The following is an 18,556-nucleotide window of genomic DNA, read 5'->3' as shown; positions in this document are numbered from 1 at the left end:
AATGGCACTATTAGGATATGATATATACAGCGATTCGTTAGACGTTTTGGATTTAAAGAGCACAAAAACAATTAATACCATCAACCCACATAGCTATTGTACCGCTAAGAAAGATGATGAATTTATGAAAGCACTTAAGGAATCCGATGTGCTTTTACCCGATGGTATTGGGATTGTATGGGCAGAACGTGTTTTAAATGGAAGAAAGATCAATAGAATAGCGGGTTACGATTTATTTATATTTCTTATGAACCATTTGAATGAAACATCAGGCAGTTGTTTCTTCTTAGGCGCATCTGAAGAAACACTGTCAAAAATTGAAAATAAGCTTTCTGTTGATTACCCCAATGTTAAAGTAAAGAGTTACTCACCACCCTATAGGCCAAGTTTTACCGAAGAAGAATCAATGCAAATGTGTGATGAAGTCAATAAATTAAGGCCAGATGTCCTTTTTGTGGGCATGACAGCTCCTAAACAAGAAAAATGGGTGCATAATAATAAAAACAGACTTGAAGCAACAACAATTTGTTCTATAGGGGCGGTATTCGATTTTTATGCAGGAAACATAAAACGCAGTAGTCAATTTTGGATTTCGTTAGGTTTGGAGTGGCTACCTCGTTTTTTAAAGGAACCAAGACGTTTGGCCAAGCGAAACCTAGTTTCTACACCAAGTTTTATTTTTGAAGTACTTAAAACCAAAGTTTTAGGATGAATAAGGAGACATAAATGTCGGAAATAAACTTGTATTTTAACGATTTTAGTTTCTAATATGGCTGTTTTTAGAACCAAATATCTATTTTTATCGGCTAAAAAGGCTAGGAGTTTTGAGTAATAATTTTTGTGGTATAAAGATTAAATTTCCTAAAAATAGTTTATCCATATTTAGCTAAAAATTAGAATAAACTGTTGCATATCGTTTGTAAAAAACAAAACAATATTATGAGGAAAATATATCGCATAGCTTTTTTGAACAATTTAAAATTCCCTAGAATAATCAAAAGATAAAACCTTAAGAAGAAGAATGATATCCCATATTTAAGACTTAACACTAACATAACATCAAAGTAGTTACTTTGCAAAACACTCTTAGACTTCGTTTATATTTTTTGTATATTAATCATTTCACTAAGATGTTTTAAAATCAAATTATATGATTAAAACATTACTTGATAATTTTTCTCCTAAAGATCACTTAGAATTTTGGCTAATAGGCGCATTTTTATTGTCATTTTACATCGCCTATAGAACATTCCCGACGATTCTTTTCATTTCACATACAAAGCATTTAATGGACGAGCCAGATGTAAGAAGTGTTCATAGTAAAAGAACACCTACTTTCGGTGGTGTAGGCATATTTATTAGTCTAGTTGTAGTTATTACATTAGTTGGAGCGTATTTAAATACTAAGATTTTGCTTTTATCCATGGGTGGGTTAACCATACTTTTTTTTCTGGGACTTAAGGACGATTTAACTGTTTTGGCACCAGGAAGAAAATTTTCCGGACAATTAATTACAGCATTATTATTAATATTCTTTACTGATACCCGAATTATAAGTTTTTCTGATATTTTAGACATTAATGAATTGCCATATTGGTTTTCAATCGTGTTTACGCTTTTTGTTTATGTGTTAATTATCAATGCTTATAACCTTATTGATGGTGTAGATGGATTGGCAGGTACTATAGCTCTATCTGCCTGTATCGTATTCGCTATTTTATTTGTAAGGAATGATTCTATAAGTCTGGCAACTATTTCTGTAGCACTTGCTGGCGCTCTATTAGCTTTTTTAAGATGGAATTTTTCAGAAACCAAGAAAATATTTATGGGCGATACTGGCTCTATGATCGTAGGATTTTTATTGGCTTTTTTTACAATTAGTTTTATAAATATGGCGCAAATTGATGAGTCGTCAAGTTACTATAGAGCTTCTCCTGCATTGGCATTTGCATTGTTATTCTACCCTTTAATAGATACCCTTAGGATCTTTTTTATTAGAATCGTAATCCACAAGACAAGTCCATTTAAAGCAGATAAAAATCATATTCACCATAAGTTTATTAGAATAGGTTATAGTCATTTAATGACTACCATTTTAATTTCTGGTATCAACGTTATTATTATTTGTATTGCATTTAATCTTTTACACCTTAATTTAAATACCCAAATTATTTGCTTATTGCTTTATGGCTCGGGTCTTTACATGATACCCTTTTTAATTAAAAAAATATTGCCAGGTTGAAATTTAAATCTATTTGTGGTTTAAATCACGTGAATGCTTTTGCAAGTCTTTTAAATGCCGTTATATTTGCTTTACTTATAATTAATCTTAATGAATCCTAAATTTATTATTTTTCTTGTATTTGTGTTAGCAGTATCGTGCGCAACCAAGAAAGAAGTGCTCTACATGCAAGATGCAATGACAAATGGCTCAGGGGCAGTGAACTATGAAAGCTCTGCTATACAACCTAACGATATCCTTAAAATAACTGTTGAAAGCATGGCACCAGAAGCCGCTTTACCTTATAATAAGAATAGTACTCAAGGTGTGCTGCCACAAAATATCCAAATTTTACAATTAGATGGTTATTTGGTATCTCTAGAAAATACTATAGAATTTCCTGTTTTAGGTGAAATATCTACTTCTGGTCTCACTACCGATCAACTAAGAGAAGTTATCAAAAACAAGTTAATTTCAGAGGGCCATTTGGTCAATCCTACAGTAAATGTAAGACTTATCAATGCTAAAGTAACTGTATTGGGAGAGGTTAATCAACCGGGAACCTATACCTTTACTGAACAAAATATTACTATACTTCAGGCCTTAGGTTATGCGGGGGATTTGACCATAAATGGAAAGCGTGATGATATCCTTATCACAAGAGAAGTAGACGGCATAAGAAAAATTACCCATATTGACTTAACATCTACTTCCTTTATGGATGGAGAATTTTATTTTATTAAGCCAAACGATGTAATCGTGGTAAATCCTAACGATCCTAGAGTTAAAAATGCTGGCTTCATTGGTAATATTGGAACAGTATTAACTATAGCATCGTTAGCTTTGAGTGTAACTATTTTATTGACAAGATAACCTAATGGAGAATCAGTTTCAGAATAATTTTGTCCTAAACGATGAGGACAGTTTAGATCTTAAACAAGAGTTTAGACGTTATTTGCGTTACTGGCCTTGGTTTATTCTAATGTTAGTAGTAGCACTTTTTAGTGCATATGTGTATTTAAGGTTCTCACCACGCATTTATGAAACCTATGCTAAAATTAAAATTTTAGACGAATCGGAAGGGCTCGAATTGCCCACTTCAGCATTTATATTTAAGCGTACTAATATAAACCTGGAAAATGAGATAGAAATTTTGACTTCCTATCTCATTATGAATCGTGTAGTCAGAGAGTTAAATTTAAATACTAGCTTTTATGAAGAGGGAACTATTCAAACCTCACAAATAGATATGCTTCCTTTTGATTTTGAACAGATTATAGTACCGGACAGTATTGTTCGAAATTTATCTTACAAAATCAGAATTTCAGATAAAGATCTCGAGATTACTAATTTATTAACTGAAAAAGTATTCTCGTTTGCAAGTTTTTCAACGAAAGACAAAGCTCATCGTTTACCTTTTGATGTTATGATTAGCGACATAGCAAGAAAAGAACTTATCAATACAACATATATTATATCTTTTAGGCCCATTAAAAATGAAGCTTTGGCACTAAAGAGTAAGATAAAGGTAGAAGCTATCGGTGAACAAAGTGATTTACTTAAGATTAGTATAAAAGGTGAAAGTGCCAAGCTATCAGAAAGCATATTGAACACCTTAATGGATGTTTTTAATGACGATGGTATTAATGATAGGCAATTAGTTTCTAAACGCACACTAGACTTTATTGATGAGCGGTTTGTTTTTTTGGCAGAGGAGTTAGACTCGATCGAGATTGATCAAGAGGTCTTCAAGGAAAAAAACAACATTGTTGATATAGCAACTGATGCTGAATTAGGTCTCGAACAACGTGCGCAATCAGAAGAAGCTCTTTTTAAATTAAAAAACCAACTTACGATTTCTAAATTATTGGAAAACGCATTGAATACAAATTCGGAATCCGATTTGCTCCCAGCTAATATTGGTATAGATAACAATGGTATTAATGCACTTATAAGTGAATATAATTTAGCTGTAATCAATAGGGACAGACTCAGTGCAAGTGGAGGTTCTAATAACCCAAGTGTAAGGTTGGTAAAACAACAAGTAGAAGGTTTAAAGACTAACATAAATAGGTCATTAAGAAATTATACCGATCAATTGGAGTCTTCTTTAGACCAATTGGAGAACAGAAACCAAAAATTTGCGGGGCGAGTTTCCCAGATACCAGAGCAAGAACGATTGTTCAAAGCTATCCAGAGACAACAGAAAATAAAAGAGAGCCTATACTTGTTATTACTTCAAAAACGAGAAGAAGCTGCTATAAATCTAGCTATCACAGAGCCTTCTATAAAAGTTGTCGAGAATGCTTTATCAGGGTCTAAACCTATTTCACCAAAATCCAATATTGTTTATGCAGGTGCTTTACTAGGAGGATTGTTGATTCCCTTTGGTATTTTGTACTTCATGTTTATGTTAGACACTAAACTTCATAGCAAAGAAGATATTATTAAAGTATCTTCTCAAGTTCCAGTAATAGGTGAGATCCCTAATCTAAAAAAGACTAAGAATATCATTTTTAAGGATCCAAATGACCGCTCACCATTAGCTGAGTCGTTTAGGATTTTGAGTTCTAATGTAGATTATATATTGCCTATTGGGAATGAAAACAAAGTGGGAAAGGTAGTTTATTGTACATCCACTATTAAAGGTGAAGGGAAAACCTATGTAAGCCTTAATCTGTCTCTAGCACTTTCAAGTATAAACAAAAGTGTATTGCTTATAGGAGCAGATTTAAGAAACCCGCAAATTCATACACATATAAGTGAAGACAAACAAAAACCAGGCCTTTCTAACTATCTCCACGATATTGATTTCGATTGGAAGGATGCATTGATTAGTGGTTTTGATAAGCATCCTAACCATCATATCATTTTATCTGGAAGTATTCCGCCTAATCCTGCACATTTATTGACTAACGGACGTTTTAAAAAACTTATTGAAGAGGCCAGAAAAGTCTATGATTATGTCGTTGTCGATACTGCACCTACGATTTTGGTTACGGATACAATGTTGATTTCTCAATTGGCAGATGCTACAATTTATCTAGTAAGGGCAAATTATACAGAAAAAAATCTATTAAAATATTCTAAAGAACTCCACGAAACTGGAAAACTTAAAAATATGGCCTATGTAATCAATAGTGTTGGTGCTAGTAAATCTTATGGTTATAGCTATAATTATGGTTATAATTATGGTTATGGGAGCAAAAAAGACTAATAACGATTAAGTACCCTAGTACCATAAGCCAGTTTTACATTTAGACACATGATATTTATCATAATTTCTATCGGTATTATACACTACTTTTAATAGTGAATTATAAAACGGATAGTCATGAGATATGTTCCACCAATTTCAGAAATAATGACCAGAAATATCATCGCTCTTAATAGAGATGATGATTTAGAAACAGCAGAGTTACTTTTTAAGCGTAATAAAATAAGACATATACCAGTAGTAGCGGGAGAAGTAATTCTTGGAATGCTCAGTTACTCAGATTTGTTACGAATTAGTTTTGCTGATGCAGTTTACGACACAGACGAAGATGTTGATACGTTAGTATACAATATGTTTACAATTGACCAAGTGATGGTTAAAAATGTAGTCACAGTCCCTTCTACGGCAACAATAAAAGAGGTAGCCAAGATATTATCAGAGAATGAGTTTCATGCGCTGCCAGTTGTAGACAATGGGCGACTTGTAGGTATAGTCACTACAACAGATTTAATAAATTATCTCTTGAAACAATTATAAAAAAAGCGCCCTTTTGGCGCTTTTTATAATGAATTAGCCAAAGCTTTTAAGTTTTCTATGGTAAGGGCTGGGTTGTCACTTTTAAACACATGGCTACCAGCCACAAAAGTATCAGCACCAGCTTCGGCAAGTTGCTTAATATTCTTATCGGTAACACCACCATCAACTTCTATTCTCGTCGTAAGATTTTGGTCATTTGCCATTTGGCGTAGTTTTTTTATACGCTGGTAAGTCACATCTTCAAATTTTTGACCTCCAAAACCTGGGTTGATTGACATTAACAAAACCATGTAGCACTCCGGAAGTATATCCTCTAAGACATTTATTGGTGTGGTTATATTTAAAACAATACCTGCCTTGCACCCTACGTCCTTTATCTGTCTTAAGGTTCTGTGTAAATGAACTGTTGATTCGTAGTGAACCGTAATAATATCGGCACCAACTTTTGCAAATTCTTCAATATATCGCTCTGGCTTTTCTATCATTAAGTGAACATCTAAAGGTTTGGTAGCATGTTTTTTAATAGCAGCAATTACAGGCATGCCATATGAGATGTTTGGTACAAAATGACCATCCATAACATCAATATGAAACCAGTCTGCTTCACTAAGATTTACCATTTCTGTGTCGCGTTGAAGATTGCCAAAATCGGCAGCTAACATTGATGGTGCGATTAAGCATTTACTCATGTGTTGTGTTTTAAGAAATTTGTCGTTAAATGGATTAATTTTTCAGCAGGTAAATAGTTAGCATTTTTTATCCAATTAAAGTACAAATATAGCTTTTTCATATCGGCATATTTCTGAAAAATCTCGAATTTTCCGCCATTGTAGTCATTAAAGATTTTACCTTCAATATCTGTATCCAATAATTTGATGATACCCTTGTGCCTTTTGTCTTTTTTTATTTTTTGAAATAATGTATCAATTTTTTGGGATTCGCCTTCTATAATCTGAAAGAAATGTTTGTTTTTAAGAATTAACAAACCAGTAATATGTTCTTGAGTATTATTTGAATTAACATTTTCTATTAACTCGTTAATAGTTTTATGACTTAAACCTTTTGCAAAGTTACTTATATAACAAATTGCTTTCATTATAAAAGTCGTGTAGATACACTTCTAATATAGTATAAAAAAGTGAACCTCCGGTAATCAGCCGGAGGTTCTTTCATCAATCAAAAAACGAACAGTTATGTTTTGTAACTGTTGTTACCTTTATTAGGTTGGTCGTTAAATATACAAAAAACTAACCTTATCCTAAATAGGTCTTTAATATTTTACTGCGTGATGTATGTTTTAATCTACGAATTGCTTTTTCTTTAATCTGTCTTACACGTTCACGTGTTAAATCAAACGTTTCACCAATTTCTTCTAAAGTCATAGGATGTTGATTTCCCAATCCAAAATATAAACGAATCACATCAGCTTCACGAGGAGTTAGTGTCTCAAGGGCACGCTCAATCTCTGTACGTAAAGATTCATGTAATAAATCCTTATCGGGATTTGGAGATTCACCACTTCGTAATACATCATACAAGTTAGAATCCTCACCTTCAACTAAAGGAGCATCCATGGATACATGGCGTCCAGAATTTTTCATGGACTCTTTAACGTCGTTAATCGTCATATCCAACTCCTTTGCTATCTCCTCGGCAGAAGGTGGTCTCTCATGACTTTGCTCTAAAAATGCAAAGGTTTTGTTGATTTTATTTATAGAACCAATCTTGTTCAACGGTAAACGCACAATACGAGATTGTTCTGCCAGTGCTTGCAATATAGATTGGCGAATCCACCATACCGCATAAGAGATGAATTTAAAACCGCGGGTTTCATCAAAACGTTGTGCAGCTTTAATCAAACCAAGATTACCTTCGTTAATTAAATCTGGCAACGTTAACCCTTGATTTTGATATTGTTTGGCGACAGAAACTACAAAACGTAAATTGGCTTTAGTTAGCTTTTCTAAAGCAACTTGGTCACCAGCTTTGATACGCTGGGCTAACTCAACTTCCTCATCCGCTGTTATTAGATCTACTTTACCGATTTCTTGTAAATACTTGTCTAATGATGCGGTCTCGCGGTTGGTTACCTGCTTGGTAATTTTAAGTTGTCTCATGTAATTTTAAGATTTGTGCAATTTTTCGCAACAACAGGTTGCTCCTTATTATACGTTATATATAGATAAAATGTTACAGAATAATGTAAAAAAGTTTTAAAACTCGCTTAAGTCAATGAACCTTAATAGAATACGTTAATACAATAACTCTTATCTGCGTTAAATTTTATTCGATAAAACAACAAACCTCTTATCAATCATATTTGATAAGAGGTTTGTTTATCATAACCGATAATTGGTCAATGATAATAGTTTATAGACTAGTTCTCTTCAAATGACTGGTCATCACCAAAATGAGCGACTCTTGCATTAATGACAACAGGAGAATCCGTAAAATCATCATTAGAAATAAATGCCACAAAACTTACATTTGAGGCGTCAGCTACATTAGAAGGAAGATTAGCTGTAAATGTTCTGTTGTACATGCCGTTAGTAACCTCACTAGCCGATATAGCATCACCAGTAAAATCTGTTAAGCTTGCTCTTAGTACGTGATCATGCACAAAATCCGGAATAGGGTTTTGGCCTCCATAATAACTTTGATTGTTCTCTTGGTCTGCAATTAACCCATCTTCAACAACCATTAATACAAGTCTTGTATTGTTGAAGCTAAAGTCTTCACTAAATTTAGCTTCAACATCAATGGTCATGGTATTACCGTTAATGGTTGGTGCTAACGCCAATCCTAAAGGAGAATTATCACATAGTGTTTTGTCAACGACTTGGTCAACATTATTTGGTTCTGGGAATGCCCAGTCAGTGTTTCTATCGATTTTTACTGTTGGGAAACCTGAGATGTTAAAAGTTGATACCATACTATTCGATTCAGGAGCTGAAAATTCATCATCCCAGTGTATAGCAACTATTGCAAGTTGATCCGTTTGTTCCTTTGTTAACTCAATAGCGTAAGACACTCTTGGGCAAAAAGGACACCAAGTACCTGTATAGTCCTCTATTAACACATGCTTAGTAAATTTAGCATAATCTTCTGCTACATTTACATTTAGATTACCGCTTGTACTAATATCTTCATAAGTAGCTGTAACTTGCAATGATCCTGCTTCGGTTGTGGTATAAGTATTACCACTTATGGCAGTACCGTTAACAGAAATCGTAGCTGAATTGGTAACATCAGTATTATTGTTGCCTTTTACTGAAAAGCTGATAATATCACCTACATAGATGCCACATTCTACTGAGTTCGATATTTCAACGGAGATACTTGTAATGTCATTAGTTCCATTTCCGTTTCCATTACCATTTCCGTTTCCATCACCATCACTATCGCTGCTGCACGAACTAAAGCAAAAAGCTAGGCAAATAAAAAGAGAATGAATTAAGTTTTTTGTTTTCATAACATTGAAAGATTTAATTAAAGTTTAATAGTATTTTTCTGTAAAAAAATGCAAATTATACTATTTTTTTAAAAAACTGGTATTATTATTGCAAAATATTAAGAAAAATATAAAAACAACAACTTTATGAAAAACCTATTTATGACCGTTCTATTAATGGGCACCTATTTTGTTAGTGGACAAGATTTACCTGACGTATCACTTAACAATTTAGAGGGCGAAACCATTTCAATACAAGACCTAGCGAGTTCAGAAAACATCAAAATTTTTAGTTTTTGGGCAACATGGTGCGTGCCATGTATTAATGAATTGGATGCTATTGCGGATTTGTACGAAGAATGGCAAGATGAAACCAATGTTGAAGTTATTGCCGTATCCACGGATGATGCCAGAACAAAAAAGCGAGTCATTCCACTTGTGAATGGAAAAGATTGGGAATACCAAATTTTATTAGACGATAATCAAGATCTAAAAAGAGCTCTAAACATTAATGTGTTGCCCTATGTCATTGTTGTAAAAGATGGTGAAATTATTCATACCCGAACTGGCTACACCCCTGGTAGTGAAGAAGAACTCTATGAGGTGGTCAAGGCACATTATAAAAAGTAGCCTAAAAAATCTAAACATTCTAACTCATTCTAACTAAATTAATCACAACTTTTGATGAAAAAGCTAATACTACTATTAGTATTTTGTCTATCATTACATCAAGCCTCTAGTCAAATTTTAGATAACCTTAGGGTTGGCCTCGAATCTAATATGGCTTGGTATAATGATGACAAAAGAACAGGACCCTTCTTTGATGGCGATAATAATGATGGCGATGAACATGTAAGGGTAAACTCCTATTTAAAATTAGATTACGATTTTCTAAAGAACTTCACAGCGACGGTTCAAGTAGAATCTTACGAACCATTACCATTATTGAATTACTCGCCTAATTTTGATGGTACCGATTTAGGAATTTATTCGTTGAACTACAAAAATTCTAAACTAGAAGTTAATGCCGGTCATTATTATGAACAATTTGGAAGTGGCTTGGTACTGAGAAATTGGGAAGATCGGCAATTGGGACTAAATAACGCACTTTTAGGTGGACGCGCAATATACATGCCAACGGATTATTTGTCGCTTACTGGGCTTTACGGTAAGCAACGTGTTGGTTTTAAAACCTCAGAGGGTGATATTTATGGCTTTAATGCCGTAGTAGATATTTTTTCAATTTTTAATATTGAAGATTCGTCTCTAAGTCTAGGATTTAGCTACGTAGGACGTGAAGAAGAAACCGATATTGAAGAACCAAATTTTGATGATTTAACAAATGTTTTTTCGGGACGTGTTAATTTTTCCAAAAACAGCTTCTATGCCAGTGCAGAATATGTAGCAAAATCAGATGATGTTGTTGTGTTAGCAGGTCAATTGATTAATGATTTTGTAGAACCAGGTAGTGCTTTACTATTTAATACAGGTTTTTCTACAAAAGGATTTGGTGTAGATGCTACTTTTAGACGTTTAGAAAATATGGGCTTCTTCTCTGAGCGTGAAACGACAGGTAATGTTTTTCTGGAAAATAATATCAATTTCACTCCAGCCCTTACCAAGCAGCATGATTATCTGTTGACTAATATATTTGTTTATCAAGCACAATCGCAAGTAGTTTTTGTAGATCCACAGCTTATGGAGGCTGGTGAAATAGGCGGGCAAATCGATGTGTTTTATAACATTAAAAAGGGGACACCTTTAGGCGGTAAATATGGTACAAAACTGGCTTTTAATGCGTCTTATTGGGCAGGCTTAAAAGGAGACTATGATTTTGGTGAATTGTCTTATGATGTTGACTATTTTGGTTTTGGTGAAAAATATTTTTCAGATATAAGCTTAGAAATACGCAAAAAGTGGAATAAAAAATGGAACTCTATTTTTTATTATGTCAATCAATACTATAACCAAAGAATTATTGAAGATAATTTTTCTGGAGAGCAAATTCAAGCCAATATTGTTGTAGGCGAAACCTTTTATAAATTTGGAAGAATTGGTCAATCAGTTAGATTGGAGTTGCAAAGACTATGGTCTAATTCAGATAATCACAATTGGGTTGGAGGAACATTGGAGTATAACGTTAGTCCAAGGCTGTCATTTTACGTCAATGATATTTATAATAGTGGTGATGATAGTAGTACATCAGAAAATCATTATTATAATTTTGGAGGTAGCTTTAATAAAGGAACTACACGTGTATCCCTCAACTACGGTAGACAGAGAGCTGGTCTGGTCTGTGTTGGTGGTGTATGTCGATTTGTGCCAGAAGCGACAGGGCTATCGGCAAGCTTACTCATGAATTTTTAGCAGACAATTGCAAGAATAAAAATCTTGTTTTCTATTTGAATTCACGCTTTTAGCTTTTCTAGTCTGTAATTCGTTAAAAAAGACAAGGATTTTATCTCTTTTAAAGAATAGATTTATGATCAATTTTCGGCTCGTTTTGCTCATGCTAATTCAGAAGCTATATCTTCTGTAGTCTTTTTTCAATTTATTATTTGATTGGAGGTGCTTAGTAAACTAACATCTAGATTTTTTGAATATATATGAAAGCATTTGTCTATTTTTAGTGTATGAAATAACTTATTAAGTATGAGTCGAAACTATGTTCAAATTGTCAAAACTCGAATGCAATTCGTAAGTTTTTTGTTTGCCGTTCTAGTTATGTTTCAGAGTTGTCGCGTATACCATTATGATAGTGTTTCTCTTGATCGTGCGGTTGCAGCTAGAAAACGCGTTAAAATTAAAACTAAGAATGGCCAGACTTTTAAATACAAACAAATAATTAAGGACAGTAATCAATTTTATGGTTTAAAAGGTAAGACCAAAACCCTTCTTTTAGAAAGAAATATATATTCAATAAGGTTACATAATAAAGTGCTTTCTCCAATACTCACTGTTGTTGCGCTCTTGTGTACTGGAGGTATGATTGCTATTGTAATGATCTTTGTTGGTGTCGGTCGCACTGTAGCAGAGCTAACACCACCATAACTTATTAAATACAAAAGCCCAAATGAATATTCCATTTGGGCTTTCTAAATTATTTATATAGCAAACTGTTTATTCCTCTTTTCTATCTTCTCTAGGTTTTCTGTCGTTTCTTCGGTTATCCCTATTACGATTATCTCTACCTCTGTTATTGCCTCCGCGATTGTTATTATCGCGTTTTGGACGTGGTTGCCAACCTTCTGGCTTTGGTAAAATAGCTTTACGAGATACTTTTTCCTTGCGCGTTTTTGGATCAATACCAAAATATTTCACGTCAAACACATCTCCCATATTCACAACGTCAGTTACATTTTCGGTACGTTCCCATGCCAATTCACTAACGTGCAATAAGACTTCATTACCAGGTGCTTCAGTATACTCTACAACAGCTCCAAATTCTAATACTTTTATCACCTTTACCTCATAAATGCTACCAACTTCTGGTTTAAACATTACAGCTTCAATTGTAGCAATAACCTTATCGATACCGGCTTGATCTGTACCTAAAATCTCAACAATACCTTTTTCGGTTACAGGATCTTCATTAATAACAATAGTGGTGTTGGTTTCTTTTTGTAATTCTTGAATCACTTTACCACCAGAACCAATCACTGCTCCTATATACTCTCCAGGAATAATCTTGGTAATAATCTTAGGCGCGTGTGCTTTAACTTCTGCATTTGGCTCTTCAATAGTATCCGTTAACTTCTCTAGGATGTGTAAGCGACCTTCTTTAGCTTGCATCAAGGCCTTTACCAAAATTTCGTAAGACAACCCCTTGATCTTAATATCCATTTGGGTTGCCGTAATGCCTTCAGCAGTTCCGGTAACTTTAAAATCCATATCACCTAAGTGATCTTCGTCCCCTAAAATATCTGAAAGTACTGCGTATTTATCGCCATCAGAGATTAATCCCATAGCGATACCAGAAACTGGTTTTTTGAGTTGAACACCAGCATCCATTAAAGCCATTGTACCAGAACATACCGTAGCCATAGAAGAGGAGCCATTAGATTCTAATACTTCTGAAACCACTCTTACCGTGTAAGGACAATCGTCGGGAACCATACCTTTTAAGGCACGTTGCGCTAAATTACCATGACCAACTTCTCTACGAGATGTACCACGGATTGGGCGAGCTTCCCCTGTCGAAAATGGTGGAAAATTGTAATGTAGATAGAAACGTTCTTCACCTTCGTAAGATGGCATGTCTATAACATTTGCTTCTCTACTTGTACCTAAAGTTACTGTAGCTAAAGCTTGAGTTTCACCTCTGGTAAAAATAGCGGAACCATGAGTAGAAGGTAAATAATCCACCTCGCACCAAATAGGTCGTATTTCATCAGTTTTTCGGCCGTCTAAACGTAAACCTTCATCCAAGGTTAAGTTTCTAATGGCTTCTTTTTGGGATTTTGCTACGTATTTGTGAATCAGTTTTCCTAATTCATCCTGCTCTTCTTCCGTAAAAGATTCAAAAACACCTTCCTTAATTTCACTAAATGCAGCACCTCTTTCATGTTTTGAAGAACCAGCTTTAGCTATTTCATAGGTTTTGTCATAAACCATATCATGAATCTTTTTAGCCAAATCTTCGTCCTCAATTTCAGGGTCGTACTCTCGTGTTTCTTTTTTGCCGAAGGCTTCTGCTAGTTTTGATTGTGCATCGCATTGAATCTTAATGGCCTCATGCGCAAATTTGATAGCTTCTACCATTTCTTCTTCTGAAATCTCATTCATTTCACCTTCAACCATCATTACTGAATCTGCCGAAGCGCCAATCATCATATCGATATCAGATTCTTCTAATTGTGTCAGCGAAGGATTGATGATAAACTCACCATTTATACGGCCAACTCTTACTTCGGATATAGCTGTTTCAAAAGGAATGTCTGATAATTGTATCGCTGCTGATGCTGCTAAACCTGCCATAGCGTCTGGCATCACATCAGAATCGTGAGACATCAACTGAATCATAACCTGGGTTTCTGCATGATAATCCTTTGGGAACAATGGACGAAGACATCTATCAACCAATCGCATGGTTAATACTTCACCATCGCTTGGTCTTGCTTCTCTTTTAAAGAATCCACCAGGATAACGACCTGCTGCAGCAAACTTCTCTCTGTAATCTACAGTTAAAGGTAAAAAGTCTACATCTGCTGAATGATAATTAGAAACAACCGTACACAATAGCATACAGTTTCCTGATTGCACCACAACGCTACCATGCGCTTGTTTGGCTAATTTTCCGGTCTCGATAGATATTTCTCTACCATCACCAAGGTCAATGACCTCTTTGTAAGTTTTTGGAATCATAAATTTTTTTTCTCACTTTGATATAATCATAACAAAGTTGCGTTAAACAATGGTCGTTGTGTTGTTGTGTGTAGTTGTTATGACCAATGAAAAACCGTAGTCCCAAACGTCTTGGGATCTTATCTGCTATTTTCAATCCGAATTTTAGACGCTTTCGGTTGCGTTATATATAATGAAAAACCACGCTAAAAGCGTGGTTCTTTTTATTTTCTTAATCCTAGTTCTTTAACGATAGCACGATATCTTAAGATATCTTTCTTGGTTAAATAATCTAGCAACGCGCGACGTTTACCAACCAATTTTACTAACGAGCGTTCAGTATTATAATCTTTACGATTGTTCTTTAAGTGCTCAGTTAAATGGTTAATCCTTAGCGTGAATAACGCGATTTGTCCTTCTGCAGAACCGGTATCATTTTTTCCTTTACCGTATTTTGAGAAGATTTCTTCTTTCTTTTCTTTAGTTAAATACATTCTAATATTGTTGTAAATGATTGTTATGTACTTTGAAAGGCCTTCTTTCAAGCAGCAAATATAGGAAAATTTAAATATTAAGTACTAAGAATAATATGCTTTTATTTTTTAGATTCAAATTAAACCTTTCTTAATCGTCATGGTCTTAACACTGTATTAACAATAAAAAAGTAATCATGAAAAATTTAAATGTGTTTAAAAAAGGAATTTTTTGTCTCGTGGTTTTAGGTTTGGTCTTTACATCATGTAGTGATAATGATGAAACTTCTGGTACAGGAGATTTGGGACAGGATACGACTGAGGTTCAACGTTCAGCAGAGATTGATCAAGTCGATAACATTTTAGGGGATATGGTTGTCGATGCCTATGAGGGCCAAGAATTGAGTGAATCTGGTAAAGGTGTTTACACAAGTGGTATCCCAGAATGTGTTACCGTTACCTTAGTTGCTGAGCAAGGTTACAGAGAATTAACCTTGGATTTTGGCACAGAAGGTTGTATAGTCAATGGACATCTTATTCAAGGGCAAATTGTTATTGATTACACGAGAGATCCAGAAGCGCAGCAAATAGAGATTAATTATAATTTATTTGACTTTTATTTTGATGCAAAGCACGTCATTGCAAGTCGTTCTATTCTAAGAGAACTATCTAATGAAAATGGTAATCCACAATTTACGCACGATTTAACTATAACAGTTGTTTGGCCAAATGGTGTACAAGCGTCTAGAGAGGGTACTAGAATTAGAGAATGGGTGGAAGGTTTTGGTACTGGTGTATTTAGTGATAATGTTTTTGAAATTACCGGGGACTGGACGGCTACATTCGTTAATGGTAATACACATATTTATGAGGTCATTGAGCCTTTAAGAAGAGAAGTCATTTGTGCGTTTTTTGTAAGTGGTTCTTTTGATGTACAACGCACTAACTTTGGTGGTCTTTTTGATTATGGAGAAGGTAATTGTGATAACCAAGCTACCTTTACCTTTAACAATGGTACAGAAATTCCTATAACTTTAAACTAGGATTGTTATTTAGTTTTAGTTTGATTGAAGAAAAAATGCGAGCCTTTAGTGTAGTCAAATTAGGCTCGCTTTTTTATGCCCTTAAGGGTTGGTTTTTTATTAAATCTATATAGAGATTAATCTTTTTCTTTAAATCTTTTCTATGCGATATAAAATCCAAGAAACCATGTTCTAGTAAAAACTCTGAAGTTTGGAAGCCTTCAGGAAGTTCCTGACCAGTCGTATCTCTTACAACCCTTGGTCCTGCAAATCCAATTAAAGCACCTGGTTCTGCAATATTAATATCACCAAGCATGGCGAAAGAGGCTGTTGTTCCACCTGTTGTTGGATCAGTACATAACGAAATATATGGAATCTTAGCTTCGGCCAATTGAGCTAGTTTTGCTGAAGTTTTTGCCAATTGCATCAATGATAATGCAGCTTCCATCATACGTGCTCCACCAGATTTGCTAATAATCATAAAAGGCGTGTTATGCTTTAAAGCATAATCGGCAGCACGGGCTATTTTTTCACCAACAACGCTACCCATGGAGCCACCGATAAAGCTAAAATCCATGCATGCTATAACCAAATCTTGTCCGTATGATTTGCCTACAGCTGTGCGTACAGCGTCCTTAAGATTGGTTTTGGATTGCGCTGCTTTTAAACGATCAGGATATTTTTTAGTATCTACAAATTTTAATGGATCTTTAGATGTGAGATTAGTATCCAATTCTTTAAACTCATTATCGTCAAAAAGAATCTCAAAATATTCTTTGCTTCCAATTCTTACATGGTAACCATCTTCAGGGCTTACATAAAAATTTTGTTCAAGTTCTTTGGTGTCAATGATTTTTCCCGTAGGTGATTTATACCAAAGCCCTTTGGGCGTATCTTTTTTTTCTTCTGTGGACGTTTGAATTCCTTTGTCTTTTCTCTTAAACCAAGCCATATTAGTATACGATTTTGGATATATAATTACAGATGTATAATTATAATTGGTGTTTTAGTTAGTTAGAGCAAAATTACTACTTATTAATTAAACTCAAAAGTAGTAAGGATATGTAATTGTTAAAAGCACAAACCTATCGAAACTTAGTTTTTAGCTCCGATAGGTTTGTTATTAATAGGTTGTTATATATTATAATGTATTTACATTATTAAGATCTTCAAAAGCTTTTTTAAGTCTTTCTACAAAAGCTTGCTCTCCTTTTCTTAACCAAACCCTAGGGTCATAATACTTTTTATTTGGAGCGTCATCACCTTCTGGATTACCAATTTGAGTTTGAAGGTAGTCACTCTTATCCTGTACATAGTCTCTAACACCACTTAAAAATGCCCATTGCATGTCGGTATCAATGTTCATTTTTATCACACCATATCCAATCGCTTCCCTTATTTCCTCCACCGTAGAACCAGAGCCACCATGGAATACAAAATCAATATGGTTGTTGCCAACATTGTATTTTTCGGTGATGTATTCTTGAGAATTTTTTAAAATCTTTGGTGTTAATTTTACATTACCAGGTCTGTAAACACCATGAACATTACCAAAGGCCGCAGCAATAGTAAATTGATCACTCACTTTGCTTAATTCTTCATAGGCATAAGCCACTTCTTCTGGTTGAGTATATAATTTTGAGGCATCAACATCAGAATTATCTACACCGTCTTCCTCACCACCTGTAATACCCAGTTCTATCTCTAATGTCATTCCCATTTTACTCATTCGAGCTAAATAGTTTTTACAGATTTCAATATTTTCTTCTATTGGTTCCTCAGATAGATCAATCATATGGGAACTGTAGAGTGGCTTACCTGTTTCTTCAAAATGTTTTTCACTAGCCTCTAATAAACCATCTATCCAAGGCAATAATTTCTTTGCACAGTGATCTGTGTGCAAAATAACCGGAACACCATAAGCTTCAGCCATATCATGTACATGTTTTGCACCAGCTATAGCACCAGTAATAGCACCTTTTTGGTCTTCATTTCCTAATCCTTTACCAGCGTTAAATTGTGCGCCTCCATTAGAAAACTGAATGATTACAGGTGCGTTTAACGCCTTAGCGGTTTCTAAGACACCGTTAATAGAGTTTGAACCTATAACATTAACCGCTGGTAGGGCAAACCTTTTTTCTTTAGCTAATTTGAAAATTTCCTGAACTTCTCTACCTGTTGCAACGCCAGGTTTGATATTGTGACTCATAATTTTATGATTGAAAATTAGATTTCAAAAATACATAATTTTGAACATCTTTAGGGCAGTTTTTGTGGATTAATGGCACATAA

At 34.4% G+C, this 18,556-nt stretch carries 17 protein-coding genes; 9 read left to right on the top strand and 8 right to left on the bottom strand.

Annotation, left to right across the window (positions count from 1 at the left end; genetic code table 11):
• Position 1: 1 nt before the first annotated feature.
• The 5 genes from Q0972_RS00670 (at position 2) to Q0972_RS00650 (ending at position 5,975) form a co-directional block, all read left to right on the top strand.
• On the top strand, positions 2-712 hold the full coding sequence (locus Q0972_RS00670; RefSeq protein WP_299361303.1) for a WecB/TagA/CpsF family glycosyltransferase: 711 nt from the start codon (positions 2-4) through the stop codon (positions 710-712).
• 438 nt (positions 713-1,150) lie between these two features.
• A complete protein-coding gene (locus Q0972_RS00665) occupies positions 1,151-2,242 on the top strand; it encodes an MraY family glycosyltransferase (RefSeq protein ID WP_299361301.1) in 1,092 nt (363 codons plus the stop codon).
• Positions 2,243-2,332: 90 nt separating this feature from the next.
• The gene (locus Q0972_RS00660) at positions 2,333-3,094 is read left to right on the top strand and encodes a polysaccharide biosynthesis/export family protein (protein WP_299361298.1); all 762 of its coding nucleotides are present in this window, start codon (positions 2,333-2,335) and stop codon (positions 3,092-3,094) included.
• A gap of 4 nt (positions 3,095-3,098) precedes the next feature.
• On the top strand, positions 3,099-5,438 hold the full coding sequence (locus Q0972_RS00655) for a polysaccharide biosynthesis tyrosine autokinase (RefSeq protein WP_299361296.1): 2,340 nt from the start codon (positions 3,099-3,101) through the stop codon (positions 5,436-5,438).
• A 117-nt stretch (positions 5,439-5,555) separates the two neighbouring features.
• Positions 5,556-5,975 (top strand): CBS domain-containing protein, encoded by a 420-nt coding sequence (locus tag Q0972_RS00650; protein ID WP_299361294.1) that lies wholly within the window; start codon positions 5,556-5,558, stop codon positions 5,973-5,975.
• Between the two features lie 23 nt (positions 5,976-5,998).
• Here the strand turns inward: Q0972_RS00650 and rpe are convergent, their stop codons facing one another.
• From rpe to Q0972_RS00630, 4 genes are all read right to left on the bottom strand, one after another.
• Complete coding sequence (gene rpe / locus Q0972_RS00645; protein ID WP_299361291.1) at positions 5,999-6,664, bottom strand: ribulose-phosphate 3-epimerase; 666 nt, start codon at positions 6,662-6,664, stop codon at positions 5,999-6,001.
• Entirely contained in the window at positions 6,661-7,071 is a 411-nt protein-coding gene (locus Q0972_RS00640) for a BLUF domain-containing protein (RefSeq protein WP_299361289.1), read from the bottom strand. The genes rpe and Q0972_RS00640 overlap by 4 nt, the downstream gene beginning before the upstream one ends.
• 157 nt (positions 7,072-7,228) lie before the next feature.
• Positions 7,229-8,092: a sigma-70 family RNA polymerase sigma factor gene (locus Q0972_RS00635; protein ID WP_040247666.1), complete on the bottom strand. Its 864-nt coding sequence runs from the start codon at positions 8,090-8,092 to the stop codon at positions 7,229-7,231.
• 260 nt (positions 8,093-8,352) lie between these two features.
• Positions 8,353-9,447: an Omp28-related outer membrane protein gene (locus Q0972_RS00630; protein WP_299361275.1), complete on the bottom strand. Its 1,095-nt coding sequence runs from the start codon at positions 9,445-9,447 to the stop codon at positions 8,353-8,355.
• A gap of 126 nt (positions 9,448-9,573) precedes the next feature.
• Between Q0972_RS00630 and Q0972_RS00625 the strand changes: the two genes are divergently transcribed.
• From Q0972_RS00625 to Q0972_RS00615, 3 genes are all read left to right on the top strand, one after another.
• Positions 9,574-10,056, top strand: coding sequence for a TlpA disulfide reductase family protein (locus Q0972_RS00625; protein WP_299361273.1), 483 nt, complete (start codon positions 9,574-9,576; stop codon positions 10,054-10,056).
• Between the two features lie 54 nt (positions 10,057-10,110).
• Positions 10,111-11,793: a DUF6029 family protein gene (locus Q0972_RS00620; RefSeq protein WP_299361272.1), complete on the top strand. Its 1,683-nt coding sequence runs from the start codon at positions 10,111-10,113 to the stop codon at positions 11,791-11,793.
• A gap of 321 nt (positions 11,794-12,114) precedes the next feature.
• The gene (locus tag Q0972_RS00615; protein ID WP_299361271.1) at positions 12,115-12,477 is read left to right on the top strand and encodes a hypothetical protein; all 363 of its coding nucleotides are present in this window, start codon (positions 12,115-12,117) and stop codon (positions 12,475-12,477) included.
• Between the two features lie 69 nt (positions 12,478-12,546).
• On the opposite strand, the gene Q0972_RS00610 is transcribed toward Q0972_RS00615, so the two are convergent.
• Positions 12,547-14,790 (bottom strand): polyribonucleotide nucleotidyltransferase, encoded by a 2,244-nt coding sequence (locus Q0972_RS00610; protein WP_299361268.1) that lies wholly within the window; start codon positions 14,788-14,790, stop codon positions 12,547-12,549.
• 203 nt (positions 14,791-14,993) lie between these two features.
• Positions 14,994-15,263: a 30S ribosomal protein S15 gene (rpsO, locus tag Q0972_RS00605; RefSeq protein WP_299361265.1), complete on the bottom strand. Its 270-nt coding sequence runs from the start codon at positions 15,261-15,263 to the stop codon at positions 14,994-14,996.
• A 176-nt stretch (positions 15,264-15,439) separates the two neighbouring features.
• Here rpsO and Q0972_RS00600 point away from each other — a divergent pair, with 176 nt between their 5' ends.
• Complete coding sequence (locus Q0972_RS00600) at positions 15,440-16,285, top strand: hypothetical protein (protein WP_299361262.1); 846 nt, start codon at positions 15,440-15,442, stop codon at positions 16,283-16,285.
• Positions 16,286-16,358: 73 nt separating this feature from the next.
• On the opposite strand, the gene accD is transcribed toward Q0972_RS00600, so the two are convergent.
• Complete coding sequence (accD, locus tag Q0972_RS00595; RefSeq protein WP_299361259.1) at positions 16,359-17,216, bottom strand: acetyl-CoA carboxylase, carboxyltransferase subunit beta; 858 nt, start codon at positions 17,214-17,216, stop codon at positions 16,359-16,361.
• A gap of 189 nt (positions 17,217-17,405) precedes the next feature.
• Positions 17,406-18,473 carry a class II fructose-bisphosphate aldolase gene (gene fbaA, locus Q0972_RS00590; protein ID WP_299361257.1) on the bottom strand — a complete coding sequence of 356 codons (1,068 nt, stop codon included), beginning with the start codon at positions 18,471-18,473 and terminating at the stop codon, positions 17,406-17,408.
• Positions 18,474-18,556 lie beyond the last annotated feature (83 nt).

The organism is Winogradskyella sp., from assembly GCF_028282165.1.
Lineage (GTDB): Bacteria > Bacteroidota > Bacteroidia > Flavobacteriales > Flavobacteriaceae > Winogradskyella.
Note: the sequence above shows the minus strand (reverse complement) of the source record. Positions and strands in the feature narration are given on the sequence as shown.